Source organism: Barrientosiimonas humi (assembly GCF_006716095.1).
GTDB lineage: Bacteria > Actinomycetota > Actinomycetes > Actinomycetales > Dermatophilaceae > Barrientosiimonas > Barrientosiimonas humi.
In genome coordinates this window covers 3,222,934-3,240,761 of record NZ_VFOK01000001.1, presented here as the reverse complement: position 1 = coordinate 3,240,761, position 17,828 = coordinate 3,222,934, and the positions used below count along the sequence as shown (strand labels likewise).

Sequence of the window (17,828 nt, the reverse complement as noted above, 5' to 3'; positions counted from 1 at the left end):
ACTCCCAGCCTGCCCGCTCAGAGCCCCCGAGAAGCGTTGTCCACAGGCACGAGTTCGACCGATCGCGACCCGCACCTCACCGCGACCCGGCCTCGCCTGCCCGATCACGACACGCACCTCACCGCACCACCAGCCCCAGCACCTCCGCCCCCGGCAGCTCGGCGAGGGCGGCACCGTCGATCAGCACCTTCGCCGAGCGCACCCCGGCACCCACGACCATCAGCCCGCCGGTAGCTACCGCGCTGTCCACCAGCAGCGGCCAGTCGCTCGGCAGCCCGATCGGGGTGATGCCGCCGGAGCGCATGCCGGTGGCCTCCTCCACATACCCCTGGTCGGCGAAGGTGATCTTGCGGGCGTCCAGGTGCTTGCGCACCGTCTTGTTCACGTCGGCGCGGTCGGTGCCGCGCACCATGAGGGCGGCATGCGTCGTGCGGTCGCCGCGCCGGGCGGTCACGACGACGCAGTTGGCCGACGACTCCAGCGCGACGTCGTACTCCGCGCAGAACTCGGCGGTGTCGGCGAGCTGCTCGTCGATGGTGGCGACCTGGGCGTCGGGCACGAGGTCGGCGGCGTCGGCCACCGGCTGCGCGACGAGGTCGAGGTGGTCCTTCAGGGGCTGCCAGGAGAGGTTCCCGCGTGCAGTGGGCATGCCCCGAGCCTCGCACGCGCCGCCAGGTTGCAGGATCCGCCAAGGCACGGCAGATACGATCCTGGAACTGACCCGGCAGGTCACGATGAGTCCTGCCCGCGGGCCACACCGAGTCCGCATCGCCGAGCACACCTGGGAGGAGGGCCGATGGGACTGTTCGACAAGCTGGAGCGCCGACTCGAGCGCACCGTCAACGGCGCGTTCGCCAAGGCCTTCCGCGCCGAGGTCCAACCGGTCGAGATCGCGAGCGCCATGCGCCGCGCCATGGACAACCGCGCCAGCAGCATCAGCAAGAACCAGCGGCCGATCGTGCCCAACGTGTTCGACGTCGAGCTCAGCCAGGGCGACTTCGAGCGGCTCACCGCCTATCGCGAGGAGCTGTCCGACGAGCTCATCGCCTCCGCGCTCGAGCACGTCGACACCCAGCGCTACACCGCGGGCGGCCCGGTCGCCGTGACCTTCTCGGAGAACACCGAGCTCGAGACCGGCGTCTTCCACATCCGCTCCTCGACCGCCAAGAACGTCGAGAACCTCGAGCCCGTGCGGCCCGCCGAGCGCGACGAGCCCGAGTCGGCGCAGCAGGGCGGCGACCAGCAGGCGTACGACTACGGCGGCTACCCCGACCCCGGCGCCACCCAGCGCGGCGGCGACCCCAGCCAGTGGCCCACCGACAGCGCTGACCAGCGGCCCGAGCCGCAGGCCGGCCCCGACGCCCCCACCTCGGCCGCGCCGCTCGCCCCGCACGCCCAGCCCACGCAGCACGCCCAGCCGGACGCGTACCCCCAGCCAGGCGCGTACGCCCAGCCCACCCAGCAGAGCCACCCCGGCCAGCCCGGCGCGCACGCCCAGCCCACCCAGCAGGCGCAGCCGCCGGCCGCGGCACCCAAGCCGCCCCCGCCGCCGCGCCCCAAGAAGCAGCGCCCCTGGCTCGACATCGACGGCGAGCGTTACCCGCTGCTGTCGGCCATGACGATCATCGGCCGCGACGACAGCGCCGACGTGATCCTCGACGACCCCGGGATCTCCCGGCAGCACAGCGAGATCCGGGTGACCTACGACGGGCCGCACCTGGTCGCGACGCTGCGCGACCTCGGATCCACCAACGGCACGTACGTCAACGGTGACCCGGTCTCGCGCGCGCGGCTCATCGACGGCGACCGCATCACGGTCGGCCGCACCACGTTCACGATCCACATGGGAGGGCGCCGGTGAGCGAGCTGACCGTCACCGTCATCAGGCTCGGCCTGCTCGCCCTGCTCTGGACGTTCGTCTTCAGCATCGTGGGGGTGCTGCGCGGCGACCTCTACGGCACCCGCGTGGTCAACCGCAACGCCCCGGCCACCGGGCGCGGCCGCGGCGAGGAGCGCGAGCGCCGTCAGCCGCGCGCGATCCGGCGCGGCCCGACCCACCTCGCGGTCATCGAGGGCGGCCTGCGCGGCGTGACGGTGCCGCTCACCGACGCGGGCGTGCTCATCGGCCGCAACCCCGAGTGCACCCTCGTGCTCAGCGACGACTTCGCCTCCGGGCGGCACGCCCGCATCTATCGCCAGGACGACGGCTGGTACGTCGACGACCTCGGCTCCACCAACGGCACGTTCTCCGGCAACCAGCGCATCGGCCAGGGCTTCAAGGTCGACGCCGGCTCGCGCCTGCGCATCGGCCAGACCGTGCTCGAGCTGAGGAAGTAGGCCTGCATGCCGATCGCTCTTCGCTACGCCGCCCGCACCGACCTCGGCCTCGGCTCCAAGTCGCGCAACGAGGACTCCGCCTACGCCGGCCCCGACCTGCTGATCCTCGCCGACGGCATGGGCGGGCACGCCGCGGGCGACGTCGCGAGCTCCACCGTCGTCGGCGAGCTCGTCGCGCTCGACGGTGTCGGCCTCGGCGCCGACGACGCCCAGGAGCAGCTGCGCGCCGCGGTGCTGCGCGCCAACGCCCACCTGCGCGAGGCGATGGACGCCTCCGACGACCTCGAGGGCATGGGCACCACGTGCATCGCCCTGCTACGCACCGGCACCAAGCTGGTGGTGGCCAACATCGGCGACTCCCGCGCGTTCATGCTGCGCGACGGCACGATGACCCAGATCACCAAGGACCACTCCTTCGTGCAGGCCCTGCTCGACGACGGCCGGATCACCGAGGAGGAGGCCGAGCACCACCCGCAGCGCAACATGGTCACCCGGGTGCTCACCGGCCGCGAGGACGACGAGCCCGACCTGAGCCTGCGCGAGGGCAAGATCGGCGACCGATACCTGCTGTGCTCCGACGGGTTGTCCGACTACGTCGCGGCGTCCACCATCAAGGACATCCTCGCGAACGGCGGGACCCCCGACGAGACGGCCGACAAGCTCATCGCGATCGCGCTGCGCGCCAGCACCCGCGACAACGTGACCGTGGTCGTCGCCGACGTGGTCGACCAGGCCAACGCCTCGTCCAACCAGCCGCAGGTGGTGGGCGCCGCCGCGGCGCTCGGCGCCACGCACGACCCCGACGCGACCCAGCCGCAGCCGCAGACCCCGGCCGAGAAGGCCGCCGCGCTGCGCCGCGAGGCCAACCAGCCACCGCCCCCGCAGGGGCCGCCCGACGCACCCGCCGGTGGGGCCACCCCGGCACCCGGCTCCGGGCCGCTGCTGGCAGAGGAGGGCCCTGGGTCGCGCTCGTCGACCCGCTTTCGATGGGCCTTCCTCGCCGGCCTGATCGCCGTCGTCCTCGCGGTCGCCGCGTTCGTCGGCCACCGCTGGAGCCAGCAGCAGTTCTACGTCGGCCAGCAGAACGGCGTCGTCACGATCTTCCGCGGCGTGCCGCAGGACTTCGGGCCGCTGTCGCTCAACGACGTCGACACCCGCACCGACATCGCGGTCGCCGACCTGCCGCCGTTCTACCGCCAGAAGGTCGGCGACACCCTCTCGGCCAGCGGCAAGACCGCCGCCATCCGCATCGTCGAGAACCTGCGCGCGGAGATGGTCAAGTGCCAGACCGGCACCGGGGGGAGCGGCTGCACCTCGTGAGCACCGTGACCACCCTGCCGCAGCGCACCCGACGCAACACCGAGCTGGTGCTGCTGATCTTCGCGATCGGCATCGTCCTGCTGGCGTACGCCAACGTCGGCCTGGCCACCGACGGCCAGGTCCCGACCGACCTGGCGACGCTCGGCATCGGCATCGGCGTGCTCGGCCTGGTCTTCCACCTGGTGCTGCGCTGGCGCGCCGCCTACGCCGACCCGCTGCTGCTGCCGATGGCCACCCTGCTCAACGGCCTGGGTCTGGTGATGATCCATCGCATCGACATCGCCAAGGACCGCACCCTCGGCGAGGGCGCGGCGCTGAAGCAGCTGATGTGGTCGGGCCTGTCGGTGGCGTGCGCCATCGGGCTGATCCTGCTGATCCGCGACCACCGCCGGCTCACCCGCTACACCTTCACGATGGCGCTCGCGGGTCTGCTGCTGCTCCTGCTGCCGCTGTTCCCGGTCATCGGCAAGAACATCAACGGCTCGCGCATCTGGATCGGCATCGGCCCGTTCAGCTTCCAGCCCGGCGAGCTCGCCAAGATCCTGCTGACGATCTTCTTCGCGTCCTACCTCGTCGCGACCCGTGACGCGCTGTCGCTCGTGGGCCGCCGGGTGCTCGGCTTCCCGCTGCCGCGCGCCCGCGACATGGGCCCGATCATGATCGCCTGGCTCGCCTCGCTCGCGGTCCTGGTCTTCCAGCGCGACCTCGGCTCCTCGCTGCTGTTCTTCGGCCTGTTCGTCGCGATGCTCTACGTCGCGACCGAGCGCCGCGCCTGGATCGCGATCGGTCTGCTGCTGTTCGCCGGCGGCGCGCTCGTCGCCTGGCAGCTGTTCTCCCACCTGCAGCAGCGCGTCACCCTGTGGCTCGACCCGTTCGCCCCCGGCGTGAGCGACCAGCTCGCCAAGGGCCTGATGGGCATGGCCTCCGGCGGGCTGCTCGGCAAGGGCCTCGGCCAGGGGCGCCCGCAGCTGACCTACTACGCCGAGTCCGACTTCATCATCCCCAGCTTCGGCGAGGAGCTCGGCCTGGTCGGGCTGATGGCGATCCTGGCGCTGTACGCCCTCATCGTCGAGCGCGGTCTGCGCACCGGCATCGGCGCCCGCGACGGCTTCGGCAAGCTGCTCGCGACCGGCCTGGCGTTCTCGCTGGCGCTGCAGATCTTCGTGGTCGTCGGCGGCGTGACCCGGGTGATCCCGCTGACCGGTCTGACCACGCCGTTCCTGTCCGCCGGCGGCTCCTCCCTGCTCGCGAACTGGGTGATCGTCGCCTTGCTGCTGCGCATCTCCGACCAGGCGCGTCGCCCGGTCGACCAAGCCCGTGTCGCCCAGGTGGGCCAGGACGAGACCCAGGTGGTGCGTACCCGATGAACTCCCCGATCCGCCGCATCGGCGTCGTCGCCGCCGCGATGTTCCTCAGCCTGCTGCTGGCCAGCACGATGATCCAGTTCGTCCAGGCCGAGGAGCTCAACACCGCCGACGGCAACCGGCGCACCCTGCTCGACTCCTACAGCCGCGAGCGCGGCTCGATCCTGGTCGGCTCCACCCCGGTCGCGCAGTCCAGCCCGACCGAGGACGACCTGCAGTGGCAGCGCTCCTACCCCCAGGCCAAGCTGTACGCCCCCGTCACCGGCTACTACTCCTTCACCTACGGCAGCGGCAACGGCATCGAGGACAACTACGACTCGATGCTGTCCGGCACGGCCGACGCGCTGTTCTACCGCCGCATCGGCGACGTGCTCACCGGCAAGCCGCCGCAGGGCGCCTCGGTCGAGCTGACCATCGACCCGGCCGCGCAGAAGGCCGCCTACGACGCGCTCGGCAACCAGCGCGGCGCGGTCATCGCGCTGGACCCCAAGACCGGCGCGATCCTCGCGATGGTCAGCAAGCCGTCGTACGACCCCAACCTGCTGGCCAGCCACGACCTGCGGGCGGTGTCGCGCAACTGGGAGCAGCTCAGCAAGGCGCCGAACGACCCGATGATCAACCGCACCATCCGGGGCGACCTCTACCCGCCGGGCTCGACGTTCAAGCTGGTCACGGCGGCGGCGGCGCTGGAGTCGGGGCAGTACACCCCCCAGTCCGAGCTGCCGGCGCCCGCGAGCCTGGACCTGCCGCAGACCTCGGTCGACCTGCCCAACGTCGACGGCCAGCCGTGCGGCCCGGACAACAAGACCGACATGGCGCGGGCGCTGGAGATCTCCTGCAACACCTACTTCGGCAAGCTCGGCATGGACCTCGGGCAGCAGCCGATCCGTGAGCAGGCCGCCAAGTTCGGCTACGGCAAGCCGATCAACGTGCCGATGCGGGCGACGCCCAGCACCTTCCCGCCCTCGCTGAACCAGCCGCAGCTGGCGCAGTCGGCGATCGGCCAGTTCGACGTGCGCGCCACGCCGCTGCAGGTCGCGATGACCAGCGCCGCGATCGCCAACGGCGGCCGCGAGATGAACCCGTTCCTGGTGCGCAACGTGCGCGACAAGGACCTCGACGTCATCGACACGACCGACCCGTCGCAGTTCGCCCGGCCGATCTCGGGCACCACGGCCTCCTCGCTCACCCAGATGATGGAGCGGGTCGTGAGCAACGGGTCGGGCAAGAACGCCGCGATCCCGGGCATGCGGGTCGCGGGCAAGACCGGCACCGCGCAGACCGGGCAGGGCAAGGCCGACGTCTGGTTCACCGGCTTCGCGCCGGCCGACAACCCGCGGGTGGCCGTGGCCGTCGTGGTCGAGGATGGGGGAACGATGGCTGACGAGGCCAGCGGTGGAGTGGTGGCGGCGCCCATCGCCCGCAAGGTGATGGAGGCGGTGGTGTCGCAGTGAGCAAGCACCCGACGGTCGGCGGCAGCATGGGCGGCCGCTACACCCTGACCGAGCGCATCGCCGCCGGCGGCATGGGCGAGGTCTGGCAGGCCAAGGACGACATCCTCGGGCGCAGCGTCGCCCTGAAGGTGCTCAAGTCGGGCCTCACCGACGAGACCGGCTTCACCGAGCGGTTCCGCAACGAGGCGCGCCTGTCCGCGGCGCTCACCCACGGCAACATCGCCCAGGTCTACGACTACGGCGAGGACGACGGCACCGCCTACCTCGTCATGGAGTACGTCCCCGGCCGGCCGCTCTCGAAGCTCATCGAGGAGCGCGCGCCCATGTCGCCGATCGACACGGTCGAGATCGTCGCGCAGGCCGCGAGCGCGCTGCAGGCCGCGCACAAGAACGGCCTGATCCACCGCGACGTCAAGCCGGCCAACATCCTCATCGACCCCGACGGCACCGCGAAGCTCACCGATTTCGGCATCGCCCGGGCCGCCGACGCGGTCGCGATGACCAAGACCGGCGAGGTCATGGGCACCGCCCAGTACCTCGCTCCCGAGGCCGCCGTCGGCCGCCCGGCCACCGGCCTGTCGGACGTGTACGCCCTCGGCGTGGTGGCGTACGAGATGCTCGCCGGCCGCCGCCCGTTCGAGGCCGACACCGCGGTCGCGCTCGCGCTCGCGCACGTCAACGAGCCGCCCCCGCCGCTGCCGCCGTACGTCCCGCCCACCATCCGCGCGGTCGTGCACGCCTCGCTCGAGAAGGACCCGCGCCGCCGGCCGCAGTCGGCCGCGGAGTTCGGCCGCGCCCTGCGCCAGGCGCTGCGCGACGCCGACCGGATGGGGATGCTCGGTGCGGCGCCGCCGCGCGGGCCGATGGGGTCGCAGGGCCCGCGGGCGCTCAGCCCCGAGCAGCGCGCCCAGCGTCACCCCGGCCCCACGAGCGGGCCGCACAGCGGACCGCAGGGAGCGCCGGGTCGCCCGCCGCAGGGCGGTCCGGGCCAGCACGGCCCCCGGGGGCCGCAGTCGGGTCCGCAGCCGACGGGTCCGCACCCGGCCGGCCCCTCGGGTCCGCAGGGCCGCGGCCCGCACTCCGGTCCCCAGCCGACCGGTCCGGTGCCGGCCGGCGGTTCCGGTCCGCAGCACCGCGCCCGGATGCCCGGGGCCGTCTCCGGTCCGCAGCCGACGGGTCCGCAGCCCGCCGGCACCTCCGGGCCGAACCGGCAGCACGGCGGCCCGCACGGGCAGTCCGGTCCGCAGGCGCAGCTGCGCGGCGGCCAGTCGGGCCCGCAGAGCCAGGTCCGCTCGGGCCCGCAGCAGCAGCTGCGCAGCACGTCCGGGCCGCAGCAGACCCAGCCGGTGCGCCGCTCCGGCGACGGCCCGGGCGAGCGCTCGGGCCAGCTCGGCGGCAGCGCGACCGCCACCAGCACCCTCGGGGGCATCAGCCGCGGCAAGCTGATCGCCGCCGGTGTCGCGCTGCTCGCGCTGATCGCCGTGGTCGTGCTCGTGATCGTGCTCAGCCAGGGCGGCGACGACAGCCCCGGCGGCGGCAACTCCCCCAGCAACCCGGTCAACACCGGGCCCTTCGAAACCCCGTTCACCCCGGTCTCCATGCCGGGTGACGACGTCCCTGACCGGAGCGAGGCGTGACAGACAGCAGCGAGACGCCCCGCGTCCTCGGCGGCCGATACGAGGTCGGCGAGCTCATCGGACGTGGCGGCATGGCCGAGGTCCACCTGGGCCACGACACCCGCCTCGGGCGTCAGGTCGCCATCAAGATGCTGCGGGCCGACCTGGCCCGCGACCAGACGTTCCTCACCCGCTTCCGGCGCGAGGCGCAGTCGGCCGCGGGGCTCAACCACCACGCGATCGTCGCGGTCTACGACTCCGGCGAGGACGTGCACATCGAGACCGGCGGCGCCCGGGTCGACATCCCGTACATCGTCATGGAGTACGTCGACGGCAAGACCCTGCGCGAGATCCTCAACGAGGAGGGCCGGCTCTCGCCCGACGAGGCGGCCCGGGTGACCCAGGGGGTGCTCTCGGCGCTGGAGTACAGCCACGCCAAGGGCATCGTCCACCGCGACATCAAGCCGGCCAACGTCATGGTCAGCCGCGGCGGCAGCGTCAAGGTGATGGACTTCGGCATCGCCCGCGCGCTCGCCGACGCGAGCGCCACGATGACCTCGACCCAGGCGGTCGTCGGCACCGCGCGCTACCTGTCGCCCGAGCAGGCGCAGGGCGAGAAGGTCGACCAGCGCTCCGACCTGTACTCCACAGGCTGCCTGCTGTTCGAGCTGCTCGCGGGCCGTACGCCGTTCATCGGTGAGCCGGTGAGCCTCGTCTACCAGCACATCAAGGACGACCCCGCGCCGCCGTCGACCTATCAGCCCGACGTGCCGCAGGCGATGGACGCCGTGACGCTGCACTCGCTGGAGAAGGACCGCGACCGGCGGTACCAGACCGCGGGCGACTTCCGGTCCGACCTGCAGGCCGCCCGCGCCGGGCAGCCGATCAGCGAGGCGGCGGTCGCCTCGCTCGCGGCGCTCGGGGCCGACCCGACCCGGGTGCGGGCCGAGCCGCCGGAGCCCGCGACCCGTCGCGACCACACGGCCGACATGTCGACCGCCGAACGGCCGCCGCGCCGTACGGCCCTGTGGATCACCGCGGCGGTCGTGGCGCTCGCGGCGATCCTCGGCATCGGCTACCTGCTCAGCCAGATGAACCCGGGCGGCACCACCAGCGCGACCGAGACGGTCCCGTCGGTCCGCGGCATGGATCAGACCCAGGCCGAGGACGTGCTGCGCCAGGCCGGTTTCACGCCGCGCGCGACGCAGGTCGCGAGCGAGCAGCAGGAGGGCTCGGTCGTCGAGCAGGACCCGGCGGCCAACAGCCTGGCGCCCCCCAACAGCACCGTGACCATCACCGTCTCCAGCGGCCCGGGCTCGATCTCGATGATCGACGTGCGCGGCCGCACCGAGACCGAGGCGCGACAACAGCTGACGGCCGCCGGGTTCGACGACAGCCAGATCCAGGTGTCGAGCAGCCCGCAGGACGACACCCGCTACGCCAAGGACCAGGTCGCGAGCACCACCCCGGCCAGCGGCAGCGACGTCGGCCCGGAGCAGACCATCACGCTGCGGCTGTCGTCGGGTCAGGTCACCGTGCCGGAGAACCTCTCTGGCCAGACCACCCCCGATGCGACCCTCGCGCTCAACGAGGTCGGGCTGCGGGTGCGCCAGCCGATCACCAACCGGGTCACCGACGACACCAACCAGCAGGGCCGGGTGCTGGAGGTGCCGCAGGCCGGCGACAAGGTCGACCTCAACTCCGAGATCGAGCTGATCGTGGGCCAGGCGCCCAACGAGACGGTCACCGTGCCGCCGCCGACCACCGCGACGCCCTCGCCGTCGACCCCGTCGCCGACCACGACCTCGCCGCCGGAGACGCCGACGAGCGAGCCGCCGTCGCAGACCCCGTCGCCGACCCCGTCGAGCCCGGCGCCGTCCCCCACGTCGACGCCGGAGCCGACGCTGTCCGCGACGACCGGCTGAGTCGGCGGGCCGGGAGGTTCCGGCCCGGCAGACGCGCGCGGGCCCAGCCGTTCGGCTGGGCCCGCGCTCGCGTTTCGGTCCGGTGGTCTCGTGCGGTTCTCTCGCTCGGTGACGTCAGCGGTGCACGAGCGGGGCGAGGCCCTCGCTGCGCTCGACCGCGCCGGTGTCGCCCACCAGCTGCAACCAGTTGGCCAGCATCCGGTGGCCGCCCTCGGTGAGCACGCTCTCGGGGTGGAACTGGACGCCGTGCAGCGGCAGCGTGGCGTGGTGCGCCGCCATGACGACTCCGGAGGACGTACGCCCGTTGACCACGAGCGAGGCCGGCACCGTGTCGGGCGCGATCGTCAGGGAGTGGTAGCGGGTCGCGGTGAACGGCGACGGCAGCCCCTCGAGCACCCCGGTGTCGTCGTGCAGCACCCGCGAGGTCTTGCCGTGCAGCAGCTCGGGCGCGCGGCCGACCGTGGCGCCGAGCACCGCGCCGAGCGCCTGGTGGCCGAGGCACACGCCGAGCATGGGCTGGCCGCGCTCGGCGCACGCCTCGATCATCGCCATCGACACACCGGCCTCCTCGGGGGTGCCGGGGCCGGGCGAGATGAGCACGCCGTCGAAGTCGGCGCCGTCGGCGGCGGACAGGGCGTCGTTGCGCAGCACCGTGGTGTCGGCGCCGAGCTGCTGCAGGTAGCCGACGATGGTGAAGACGAAGCTGTCGTAGTTGTCCACGACGAGGATGCGGGGCACGGGCGGGTCCTTCTCGCGGCCGGTCAGGACGCCGGCTTGGCGTAGCGCAGGGTCAGGGACCCAGAGTAGGCAGGGAAGCTGGCATCGAGCTGCTCGGCCTTGTAGCCGAGACCGGCGATGTCGACGTAGGCGCGGTAGTTGCGCACCGCCGGGCTGGCGTCCAGCGCCTTGCGCAGCGCGCCCGGGTCGCCGATCGCGGTGATGGTGAACGGCGGGGAGTAGACCCGGCCCTGCAGGATGAGCGTGTTGCCGACGCAGCGGACGGCGCTGGTCGAGATGACCCGCTGGTCCATCAGCATCATCGCCGAGGCCCCGCCCTGCCACAGCGCGTTGACCACGCCCTGCACGTCCTGCTGGTGCACCACCAGCCAGTCGGCCGTGCCGCCCTCGGGCAGCGACGACACGTCGCGGGTGGAGTCGGACAGCGTGATCCGCATCGCCTCGCCGGACACCGGGCTCAGCCCGGCGGTCGGGGCGATCGCCGACGCCTGCTTGGTGAGCTGGTCGGCGCTGGTGCCGGGGGCGTCCTTGGCGGTGAGGTCCTGCACCTGCTTGCGCAGCCCCTGCACCTCGCGCTGCTGCCGGGCGACCTTGGCGTTGCCGTCGTTGATCAGCCCGACCAGGTCGGTCTGCCCGCTGCGCAGGTCGGTGCCCTTCGAGGTCGACGCGCTGATGCCGAACAGCAGTCCGGCGGCGGTGGCGACGGCGGGGACGACGAGCCGCCAACGGGATCGCGACATACGGGCGACGCTCCGGCTCAAGGATGGTCAACTACCCTTCTAGCCTAAGCCAGCGCCGGCCGGGCGAGTCCCTGCCGGTCCCCGACCGAAGGAGCGGCGTGGCAACGTCGAAGGACAACCGCAAGCCCGTCGACGCGACCGACGACGTCACCGAGATCGAGGTCGAGCGCACCGACGCCGACGGCACGACCGTCGACGAGACGGTCGAGGTCGAGGAGACGACGACCACGGGCACCGCCAAGGCCAAGGGCAAGTCCAAGGGGGACCGTCCGGCCAAGGGCGGGAAGGGCACGCGTCCGCCGAAGGCCAAGAAGACCGACCGGGACCGCCGCATCGCCGCCGAGCCGGACACCGTGGCCGACGACGACGCCACGGACGGCCTGGCCAAGGAGGACGCGGTCAAGGACGACGCCGACGACGACGGCAAGGTCACGCCCACCAAGCGCACCCGCCGCCGCGGCGACCGGCCCCAGCCGCTGCCCGGCATGAACCCCACCTGGTGGGCGCCGGTGATGGTGGGCCTGATGGTCGTCGGGCTGCTGTGGATCGTGGTGTTCTACATCCTGTCCGACGGCCCCGACAACACCTGGCCGGTCCCGGGCATCGGCTACGGCAACCTGGCCATCGGGTTCGGCCTGATCATGGTCGGCTTCATGATGACCACACGCTGGAAGTGACGTTCGGTCTCGTCTCCTCCTCCGGCTGAGCTCGCCGGCTCACCGCGCCGGGATCAGCGCGAGACGACCACCAATGCGCGAGGCGGACAGGCATGCCTGACCGCCTCGCGCATTGTTGCGGTTCTCGGGGTCGCCGGAAGTTATCCACAGGCGTTGTCCACAGTGGGGATAACTACACGCGTGTAACTCAGCCGATGTGGGCGCGGACCTGCGACATGACGTAGGCGTCGAGGACGTACGACAGGGCCACCAGGCCGACGACCAGCCCGCCGAGCGCGGGCCACTGCAGCCGGGCCCGGTCCCGGCCGAGGGCCGCGATGATCGCGGCGACCACGGCGCCGGTGACCGCGCCGCCGACGTGCGCCTGCCAGGCGATGTTGGGCAGCCACAGCGGCAGCGCCATGTTGATCAGGATCAGCCCGACCATCGGGCCGACCTCGCGACCGAGGTGCCGGTTGAGGATGACGACCGCGGCGAACAGGCCGAACACGGCGCCGGAGGCACCGACCGTGCCGGTCAGCCACAGCCTCCCGTCGCCGCCGGCCACCCCGAACGCCCCGAACGCGGCGTAGCCGACGGACCCGCCGAGGGCCGAGATGACGTACAGCGCCAGGAAACGGGCGCGGCCGAGCATCGGCTCGAGGTACTGCCCGCAGAACCACAGGGCGTACATGTTCATCAGGATGTGCAGGATGCCCGTGCCGCTGCCGAGCGGCGCGTGCACGAGCGCGACCGTGACCATCCGCCACGGCTGCTCGGCCCCGAGCACCGCCGCGTAGCCCAGCGTGTCGACGACGCGCGGCGACAGCAGCTGCCCGAGGTAGACCAGCGCGGTGATCGCGATGATCGTGTACGTCACGAGCGGCTTGCCGTCGGAGGCGTCGCCGCCGAACACCGTGCGCACGCGGGGCATCGCGCGCGCCGACTCGTTCACGCAGTCGACGCACTGGCTGCCGACCGACGCCTGGCGCTGGCAGTCGGGGCACATCGGTCGCTCGCAGCGCTGGCAGCGCACGTAGGACACCCGGTCGGGGTGACGCGGGCAGACCGGGGACGAGGACGCCTCGCCGCCCGCTCCGGTGGCGGGCGGCGAGGCGTCGCGCGGGTCAGACATCAGACGGGATCTACTCCTCGTCGATGGTCACGCGCTCGATGACCACCGGGTCGACCGGGCGGTCCTGCGCGCCGGTCTGCACGCCGGCGATGGCGTCGACCACGTCGCGGCCGGCCTGGTCGGTGACCTCGCCGAAGATCGTGTGCTTGCCCTGCAGCCAGGTGGTCGGGCCCACGGTGATGAAGAACTGCGAGCCGTTGGTGCCGCGGCCGCCGCGCTTGCCGGCGTTGGCCATGGCGAGCATGTAGGGCGCGGAGAAGTTCAGGTCGGGGGAGATCTCGTCGTCGAACTCGTAGCCCGGGCCGCCGGTGCCCTGGCCGAGCGGGCAGCCGCCCTGGATCATGAAGCCGGGGATGATGCGGTGGAAGCCGAGCCCGTCGTAGAACGGGGTCGGGTTGGTGCGGCCGGCGTCGTCGCGGTACTCCTTCTGGCCGGTGGCCAGGCCGACGAAGTTCTCGACGGTCTTGGGTGCCTGGTCGGGGAAGAGCGTGACGGTGATCGGGCCCTTGTTCGTGTGCAGCGTCGCCTTCATGGCGTCAGTCTGTCACGCGGGGCTGTGCCGTTCCTGTGCGGTCGGGGCGCGCCTGGCCACCCCCGACGTACGCCCGACCCGCCCCCGGCGCAGGACCGCACCCGCCCACCCGGCAGGGTGAGCGAGGTGGCACCGCTGCAAGTCAGCAGGCAGGATGAGGACCAGTCATCGTCCAGAGGAGGACACCACTCATGCGCTTCACCAAGTCCCGTTCGGAGAAGGTGGCCGACAAGGCCCACGACATCCTCGACACCGTCAAGGGCAAGCTCGAGGACTCCGAGGCCCTCAACCAGGTCAAGGACACGGTCAGCGAGAAGGCCAGCGACCTGCGCGACGCGGCGCACGACGTCGACACCGATGGGCTGAAGGACTCGGCCAAGAGCAAGGCCTCGACCGGCCGCGCCCGGTTCGCCGCGTTCACCGCGCCGGCCGCCGAGAAGGTCGCCGACACCGTCGACCGCAGCGACTCGCTGTCGACCGCGCGCGACAAGACCGCCGAGGCCGCCGGCATCACCCGCGACCAGGCGACCAGCCTGTTCAACGACGAGTGGATGCCGCGCATCCAGCAGGCCCTCGCCGCGGCCACCGCCGGCACCACGGCCGCCGTGCACAAGCTGCCCGAGCCGGCGCAGGAGCAGGTCGCCAAGGTCGCCCCCGACCTGGTCAAGCAGAAGAAGCGCGGCGGCTTCCTGATCCTGCTCGGCCTCGCGGGCCTCGCGGGCGCGGGCTACCTGTACTACCAGGGCCAGCAGAAGAAGCAGGCCCAGCAGGTCACCACCGCCACCCCGTCGCAGACCGCCGCGGGCACCACCCAGGCCAAGGTCGACGACCTGGTCGGTGACACCGAGGCGAAGGCGCAGAGCACGCTGCGCGACTGAGCCGCGCCCGACGCACAGACGCGCGGGGCGGGCAGGATCTCCTGTCCGCCCCGCGCGTCTTCGTCGTGCTCAGCCCAGGTCGCGCCGGCGGTAGGCCACGAGCCCGGCCGCCATCAGCGCCGCGGCGAGCGCGAGCTCGACCAGCAGCGGCGTCCAGGCGACCGGGTTGCCGGGCTGCTGGGGCAGGTGGTCGAACGGCGAGATCGCGAGCACCGCGTCGGGCAGGCGCAGCAGCGCGCCGACCCACACCAGCAGCAGCACGACCCCGGCGTACGCCCAGCCCAGCCGGGTCCCCCGCGCCCGCAGCCCGAGCACCAGGGCGGTGACGCCGATGACGACCCCCACCGGCCCGACGTACGTCATCGCCCCCGTGAGCACGTCGCTCGCCAGGTCCTCGCGGCCGCCGGCGAGGGCGTACCCCGCGGTCAGGCCGACCCCGGCCGCCGCCGCGAGCAGCACCGCGCCACCCACCGCCCAGGCCAGGTGCGCGAGGAACAGCTGCCTGCGCGAGGCGCCGGTCGACAGCACCAGCTCGGCGCGGCCCGACTCCTCCTCGCCGTCGAGCCGGGCGAGCACGCCGACGCCGTGCAGCATCCCGACGCCGAGCAGGATCGGCAGGACGACGGCGAAGAAGCTGAGCATCAGGCCCTGCTCGCCGCCCATCCGCCGCAGCACGTCGGCCATGCCGGGGTTCTCGTCGACGACGTCGGCGAGGCCCGGTGCGACCCCGCCGAACGCGGTGGCGAACACCAGGATGCCGACGGTCCAGGCGACCAGCGACGGGCGCTGCAGCCGCGCCACCAGTCCGGCGACCGAGCCCATCCGCCCGTCGGCCGGGCCGAGCCGGGCGGCCACCAGTCCCGCGCCGACGTCGCGCCGCCGCTCCAGCACGAACGCCCCGGCCGCGGCGACCGCGCCCAGCGCCAGGGGCAGCAGGATCACCCACCACCGGTCGCCGGCGTACGGCCGGGCGCGCTGCGGCCAGCCCAGCGGCGAGACCCACCCCAGCGCGGACAGCGACGGCGAGGCGTCGGCCGCCGCGCGCAGCAGGTAGGCGACGCCGAGGACCGCTCCCGCGAGGCCGCGGGCGGTGCGTGCGTGCTCGGTGACCTGGGCCGCGAGCGCCCCGACCCCGCCGAACGCCACCGCGGTCGCGCCCAGCCCGGCGCCGAAGAGGGCGCTGCCGGCGACGGGCAGCCCGACCCCGACCAGCCCGAGCGTGGTGAGCGCCCCGATCACGAGCGCCCACCCGGTCACGCCGGCCAGCGCCGACGCGAGGGAGGTGTGCCGGCCGAGCACGCCCGAGCGCAGCAGCTCCATGCGCCCGGACTCCTCCTCGGCGCGGGTGTGCCGCACGACCGACAGGATCGCGGCGAGCCCGGCCGTCGCGGCCAGGAAGGCGAGCACCCGCCAGGCGACGAACCCACCCGCGTTCGACAGGTCGTACGCCGGGCCGGTGAGCGCGAGCAGCGACCCGTTGCCGCCGATGCTGCGGGTGAGGTCGGCCCGCGCGGCCGGGTCGGGATACAGCTCCTCGTAGGACGTCGGCGTGACCACCGCGACCGCGACGACGACCAGGACCCACAGCGGCCACCAGAGCCGGTCGCGGCGCAGCTGCAGCCGCGCCAGCGCGGGCGCGCCGACGACGGCGTCGCTCATGCCGACGCCCCGTAGTGCGACAGGAACAGGTCTTCCAGGCTCGGCGGCTCGCTGGTCAACGACGTGATGCCGTACGCCTGCAGCGCCTCCACCACGCGCGCCACCTCGGGCGCGTCGACCTGCAGCGCGACCCGCTGACCGTCGACCTGCACGTGCTGCACGCCGGGGAGCCGGTCGAGCCCCTCGGGCGGCGCCTCGCGCAGGGTCACCACGACGCGATTGGCCGTGAGGTGGCGCATCTCGTCGATGGTCCCGGTCTCGACGGTGCGGCCGTCCTTGATGATCGACAGCCGGTCGCACAGGTGCTCCACCTCGGAGAGGATGTGGCTCGACAGCAGCACGGTGCGGCCGCGCTCGCGCTCCTCGGCGATGCAGTCGCGAAACACCTTCTCCATCAACGGATCCAGGCCGCTGGTGGGCTCGTCGAGCAGCAGCAGCTCGACGTCGGAGGCGAGCGCCGCGACGAGCGCGACCTTCTGCCGGTTGCCCTTGGAGTAGGTGCGGCCCTTCTTGCGCGGGTCGAGGTCGAACCGCTCCAGCAGGCTCGCCCGCCGACGGGCGTCGAGACCGCCGCGCAGCCGCCCCATCAGGTCGATCACCTCGCCGCCGCTGAGGCCCGGCCACAGCGTGACGTCTCCGGGGACGTACGCCAGCCGCCGGTGCAGCTGCGGCGCCTGGCTCCACGGGTCGCCGCCGAGCAGCCGGGCGGTGCCGCGGTCGGCGCGCAGCAGGCCGAGCAGCACCCGGATCGTCGTCGACTTGCCGGCGCCGTTGGGGCCGAGGAAGCCGTGCACCTCGCCGCCGCGCACGGTCAGGTCGAGCCCGTCGAGAGCCGTCGTGGGCCCGAACCGCTTGCCGAGGTCGTGCACCTCGATCGCGTTGTCCATGGTCTCGACGCTACTCCGGTTTCACAGATTTGTGAAACTTCTTCAGCGATTGAGGTCCTTGACACGCGCTGTGGCACCATCGTCGCCATGGCACGCCGCAGCAGCACCGACGCAGCGCGCCGCAGGGTGCTGGAGCAGCTGGCCGAGGAGTTCGCCCGCAGCGGCATGAACCGCATGGCCGCGCGGGTCTTCGCCGCGCTGGTCGTCACCGACGAGGGCGAGCTCACCGCCGCCGAGCTGGCCGAGCTGCTGCACGCGAGCCCGGCGGCGATCTCCGGCGCGGTGCGCTATCTCGAGCAGGTCGAGATGATCCGCCGCACCCGCCCGCTCGGCAGCCGCCGCGACGTCTTCAACCTCACCAACGACATCTGGTACGAAGCGCTCATCCACCGCGGCTCGGTCATCGAGCGCTGGCGCGACACCATGCGCCACGGCGCCGACGAGCTCGGCCTCGGCACGCGCGCGGGGGAGCGGATGGATCAGATGGCCGACTTCTTCGCGTTCATGGAGACCGAGCTGCCCGCGCTGCTCGAGCGGTGGCGTGCCAGCCGATCCGGGCCCGAGAAGGCCTGAGCCACAACGGTTCT

General features: G+C 72.9%; 17 protein-coding genes. 10 read left to right on the top strand and 7 right to left on the bottom strand.

From position 1 onward, the window contains the following. Positions 1 to 118 precede the first annotated feature (118 nt). The gene (locus FB554_RS15015; RefSeq protein ID WP_142007188.1) at positions 119 to 649 is read right to left on the bottom strand and encodes a YbaK/EbsC family protein; all 531 of its coding nucleotides are present in this window, start codon (positions 647 to 649) and stop codon (positions 119 to 121) included. A 147-nt stretch (positions 650 to 796) separates the two neighbouring features. Here FB554_RS15015 and FB554_RS15010 point away from each other — a divergent pair, with 147 nt between their 5' ends. The 7 genes from FB554_RS15010 to pknB are packed head-to-tail and all read left to right on the top strand — an operon-like array spanning position 797 to position 10,016. Beyond that, positions 797 to 1,861: an FhaA domain-containing protein gene (locus FB554_RS15010; protein ID WP_142007187.1), complete on the top strand. Its 1,065-nt coding sequence runs from the start codon at positions 797 to 799 to the stop codon at positions 1,859 to 1,861. After that, entirely contained in the window at positions 1,858 to 2,337 is a 480-nt protein-coding gene (locus tag FB554_RS15005) for an FHA domain-containing protein FhaB/FipA (RefSeq protein ID WP_142007186.1), read from the top strand. Before FB554_RS15010 ends, FB554_RS15005 begins: the two co-directional genes overlap by 4 nt. A gap of 6 nt (positions 2,338 to 2,343) precedes the next feature. After that, positions 2,344 to 3,657, top strand: coding sequence for a PP2C family protein-serine/threonine phosphatase (locus FB554_RS15000; protein ID WP_142007185.1), 1,314 nt, complete (start codon positions 2,344 to 2,346; stop codon positions 3,655 to 3,657). Then, on the top strand, positions 3,654 to 5,024 hold the full coding sequence (locus FB554_RS14995) for an FtsW/RodA/SpoVE family cell cycle protein (protein ID WP_142007184.1): 1,371 nt from the start codon (positions 3,654 to 3,656) through the stop codon (positions 5,022 to 5,024). The genes FB554_RS15000 and FB554_RS14995 overlap by 4 nt, the downstream gene beginning before the upstream one ends. Further along, the gene (locus FB554_RS14990; RefSeq protein WP_142007183.1) at positions 5,021 to 6,475 is read left to right on the top strand and encodes a peptidoglycan D,D-transpeptidase FtsI family protein; all 1,455 of its coding nucleotides are present in this window, start codon (positions 5,021 to 5,023) and stop codon (positions 6,473 to 6,475) included. The genes FB554_RS14995 and FB554_RS14990 overlap by 4 nt, the downstream gene beginning before the upstream one ends. Then, on the top strand, positions 6,472 to 8,112 hold the full coding sequence (locus tag FB554_RS14985; RefSeq protein WP_142007182.1) for a protein kinase domain-containing protein: 1,641 nt from the start codon (positions 6,472 to 6,474) through the stop codon (positions 8,110 to 8,112). The genes FB554_RS14990 and FB554_RS14985 overlap by 4 nt, the downstream gene beginning before the upstream one ends. Further along, entirely contained in the window at positions 8,109 to 10,016 is a 1,908-nt protein-coding gene (gene pknB, locus FB554_RS14980) for a Stk1 family PASTA domain-containing Ser/Thr kinase (protein WP_142007181.1), read from the top strand. Before FB554_RS14985 ends, pknB begins: the two co-directional genes overlap by 4 nt. Before the next feature lie 114 nt (positions 10,017 to 10,130). Here the strand turns inward: pknB and FB554_RS14975 are convergent, their stop codons facing one another. Together FB554_RS14975 and FB554_RS14970 are read right to left on the bottom strand one after the other, a co-directional pair. Then, positions 10,131 to 10,754, bottom strand: coding sequence for an aminodeoxychorismate/anthranilate synthase component II (locus FB554_RS14975; protein WP_142007180.1), 624 nt, complete (start codon positions 10,752 to 10,754; stop codon positions 10,131 to 10,133). A 23-nt stretch (positions 10,755 to 10,777) separates the two neighbouring features. Further along, positions 10,778 to 11,494 carry a DUF881 domain-containing protein gene (locus tag FB554_RS14970; protein ID WP_142007179.1) on the bottom strand — a complete coding sequence of 239 codons (717 nt, stop codon included), beginning with the start codon at positions 11,492 to 11,494 and terminating at the stop codon, positions 10,778 to 10,780. A 98-nt stretch (positions 11,495 to 11,592) separates the two neighbouring features. Between FB554_RS14970 and FB554_RS14965 the strand changes: the two genes are divergently transcribed. Further along, on the top strand, positions 11,593 to 12,171 hold the full coding sequence (locus tag FB554_RS14965) for a cell division protein CrgA (RefSeq protein ID WP_236022167.1): 579 nt from the start codon (positions 11,593 to 11,595) through the stop codon (positions 12,169 to 12,171). A 187-nt stretch (positions 12,172 to 12,358) separates the two neighbouring features. Here FB554_RS14965 and FB554_RS14960 read toward each other — a convergent pair whose 3' ends face one another. After that, complete coding sequence (locus FB554_RS14960; protein ID WP_142007177.1) at positions 12,359 to 13,285, bottom strand: rhomboid family intramembrane serine protease; 927 nt, start codon at positions 13,283 to 13,285, stop codon at positions 12,359 to 12,361. Positions 13,286 to 13,295: 10 nt separating this feature from the next. Then, positions 13,296 to 13,817, bottom strand: a complete 522-nt coding sequence (locus FB554_RS14955; protein WP_142007176.1) for a peptidylprolyl isomerase — start codon at positions 13,815 to 13,817, stop codon at positions 13,296 to 13,298. A gap of 191 nt (positions 13,818 to 14,008) precedes the next feature. Here FB554_RS14955 and FB554_RS14950 point away from each other — a divergent pair, with 191 nt between their 5' ends. Then, positions 14,009 to 14,695, top strand: a complete 687-nt coding sequence (locus FB554_RS14950; protein ID WP_142007175.1) for a hypothetical protein — start codon at positions 14,009 to 14,011, stop codon at positions 14,693 to 14,695. Between the two features lie 69 nt (positions 14,696 to 14,764). Here FB554_RS14950 and FB554_RS14945 read toward each other — a convergent pair whose 3' ends face one another. Both FB554_RS14945 and FB554_RS14940 read right to left on the bottom strand, forming a co-directional pair. Beyond that, positions 14,765 to 16,354: an ABC transporter permease gene (locus FB554_RS14945; RefSeq protein ID WP_142007174.1), complete on the bottom strand. Its 1,590-nt coding sequence runs from the start codon at positions 16,352 to 16,354 to the stop codon at positions 14,765 to 14,767. Next, positions 16,351 to 17,241 carry an ABC transporter ATP-binding protein gene (locus FB554_RS14940; protein WP_142007173.1) on the bottom strand — a complete coding sequence of 297 codons (891 nt, stop codon included), beginning with the start codon at positions 17,239 to 17,241 and terminating at the stop codon, positions 16,351 to 16,353. The genes FB554_RS14945 and FB554_RS14940 overlap by 4 nt, the downstream gene beginning before the upstream one ends. Positions 17,242 to 17,328: 87 nt before the next feature. On the opposite strand from FB554_RS14940, the gene FB554_RS14935 reads away from it, so the two are divergent. Beyond that, positions 17,329 to 17,814: a GbsR/MarR family transcriptional regulator gene (locus tag FB554_RS14935; RefSeq protein WP_142007172.1), complete on the top strand. Its 486-nt coding sequence runs from the start codon at positions 17,329 to 17,331 to the stop codon at positions 17,812 to 17,814. The last annotated feature ends 14 nt before the right edge of the window (positions 17,815 to 17,828 follow it).

Coding starts and splice junctions, on each gene's coding strand:
- FB554_RS14955 (WP_142007176.1), bottom strand. CDS start 13,817: ATGAAGGCGACGCTGCACACGAACAAGGGCCCGATCACCGTCACGCTC.
- FB554_RS14935 (WP_142007172.1), top strand. CDS start 17,329: ATGGCACGCCGCAGCAGCACCGACGCAGCGCGCCGCAGGGTGCTGGAG.
- FB554_RS14970 (WP_142007179.1), bottom strand. CDS start 11,494: ATGTCGCGATCCCGTTGGCGGCTCGTCGTCCCCGCCGTCGCCACCGCC.
- FB554_RS14960 (WP_142007177.1), bottom strand. CDS start 13,285: ATGTCTGACCCGCGCGACGCCTCGCCGCCCGCCACCGGAGCGGGCGGC.
- FB554_RS15010 (WP_142007187.1), top strand. CDS start 797: ATGGGACTGTTCGACAAGCTGGAGCGCCGACTCGAGCGCACCGTCAAC.
- FB554_RS14945 (WP_142007174.1), bottom strand. CDS start 16,354: ATGAGCGACGCCGTCGTCGGCGCGCCCGCGCTGGCGCGGCTGCAGCTG.
- FB554_RS14990 (WP_142007183.1), top strand. CDS start 5,021: ATGAACTCCCCGATCCGCCGCATCGGCGTCGTCGCCGCCGCGATGTTC.
- FB554_RS14940 (WP_142007173.1), bottom strand. CDS start 17,241: ATGGACAACGCGATCGAGGTGCACGACCTCGGCAAGCGGTTCGGGCCC.
- FB554_RS15000 (WP_142007185.1), top strand. CDS start 2,344: ATGCCGATCGCTCTTCGCTACGCCGCCCGCACCGACCTCGGCCTCGGC.
- FB554_RS14950 (WP_142007175.1), top strand. CDS start 14,009: ATGCGCTTCACCAAGTCCCGTTCGGAGAAGGTGGCCGACAAGGCCCAC.
- FB554_RS15015 (WP_142007188.1), bottom strand. CDS start 649: ATGCCCACTGCACGCGGGAACCTCTCCTGGCAGCCCCTGAAGGACCAC.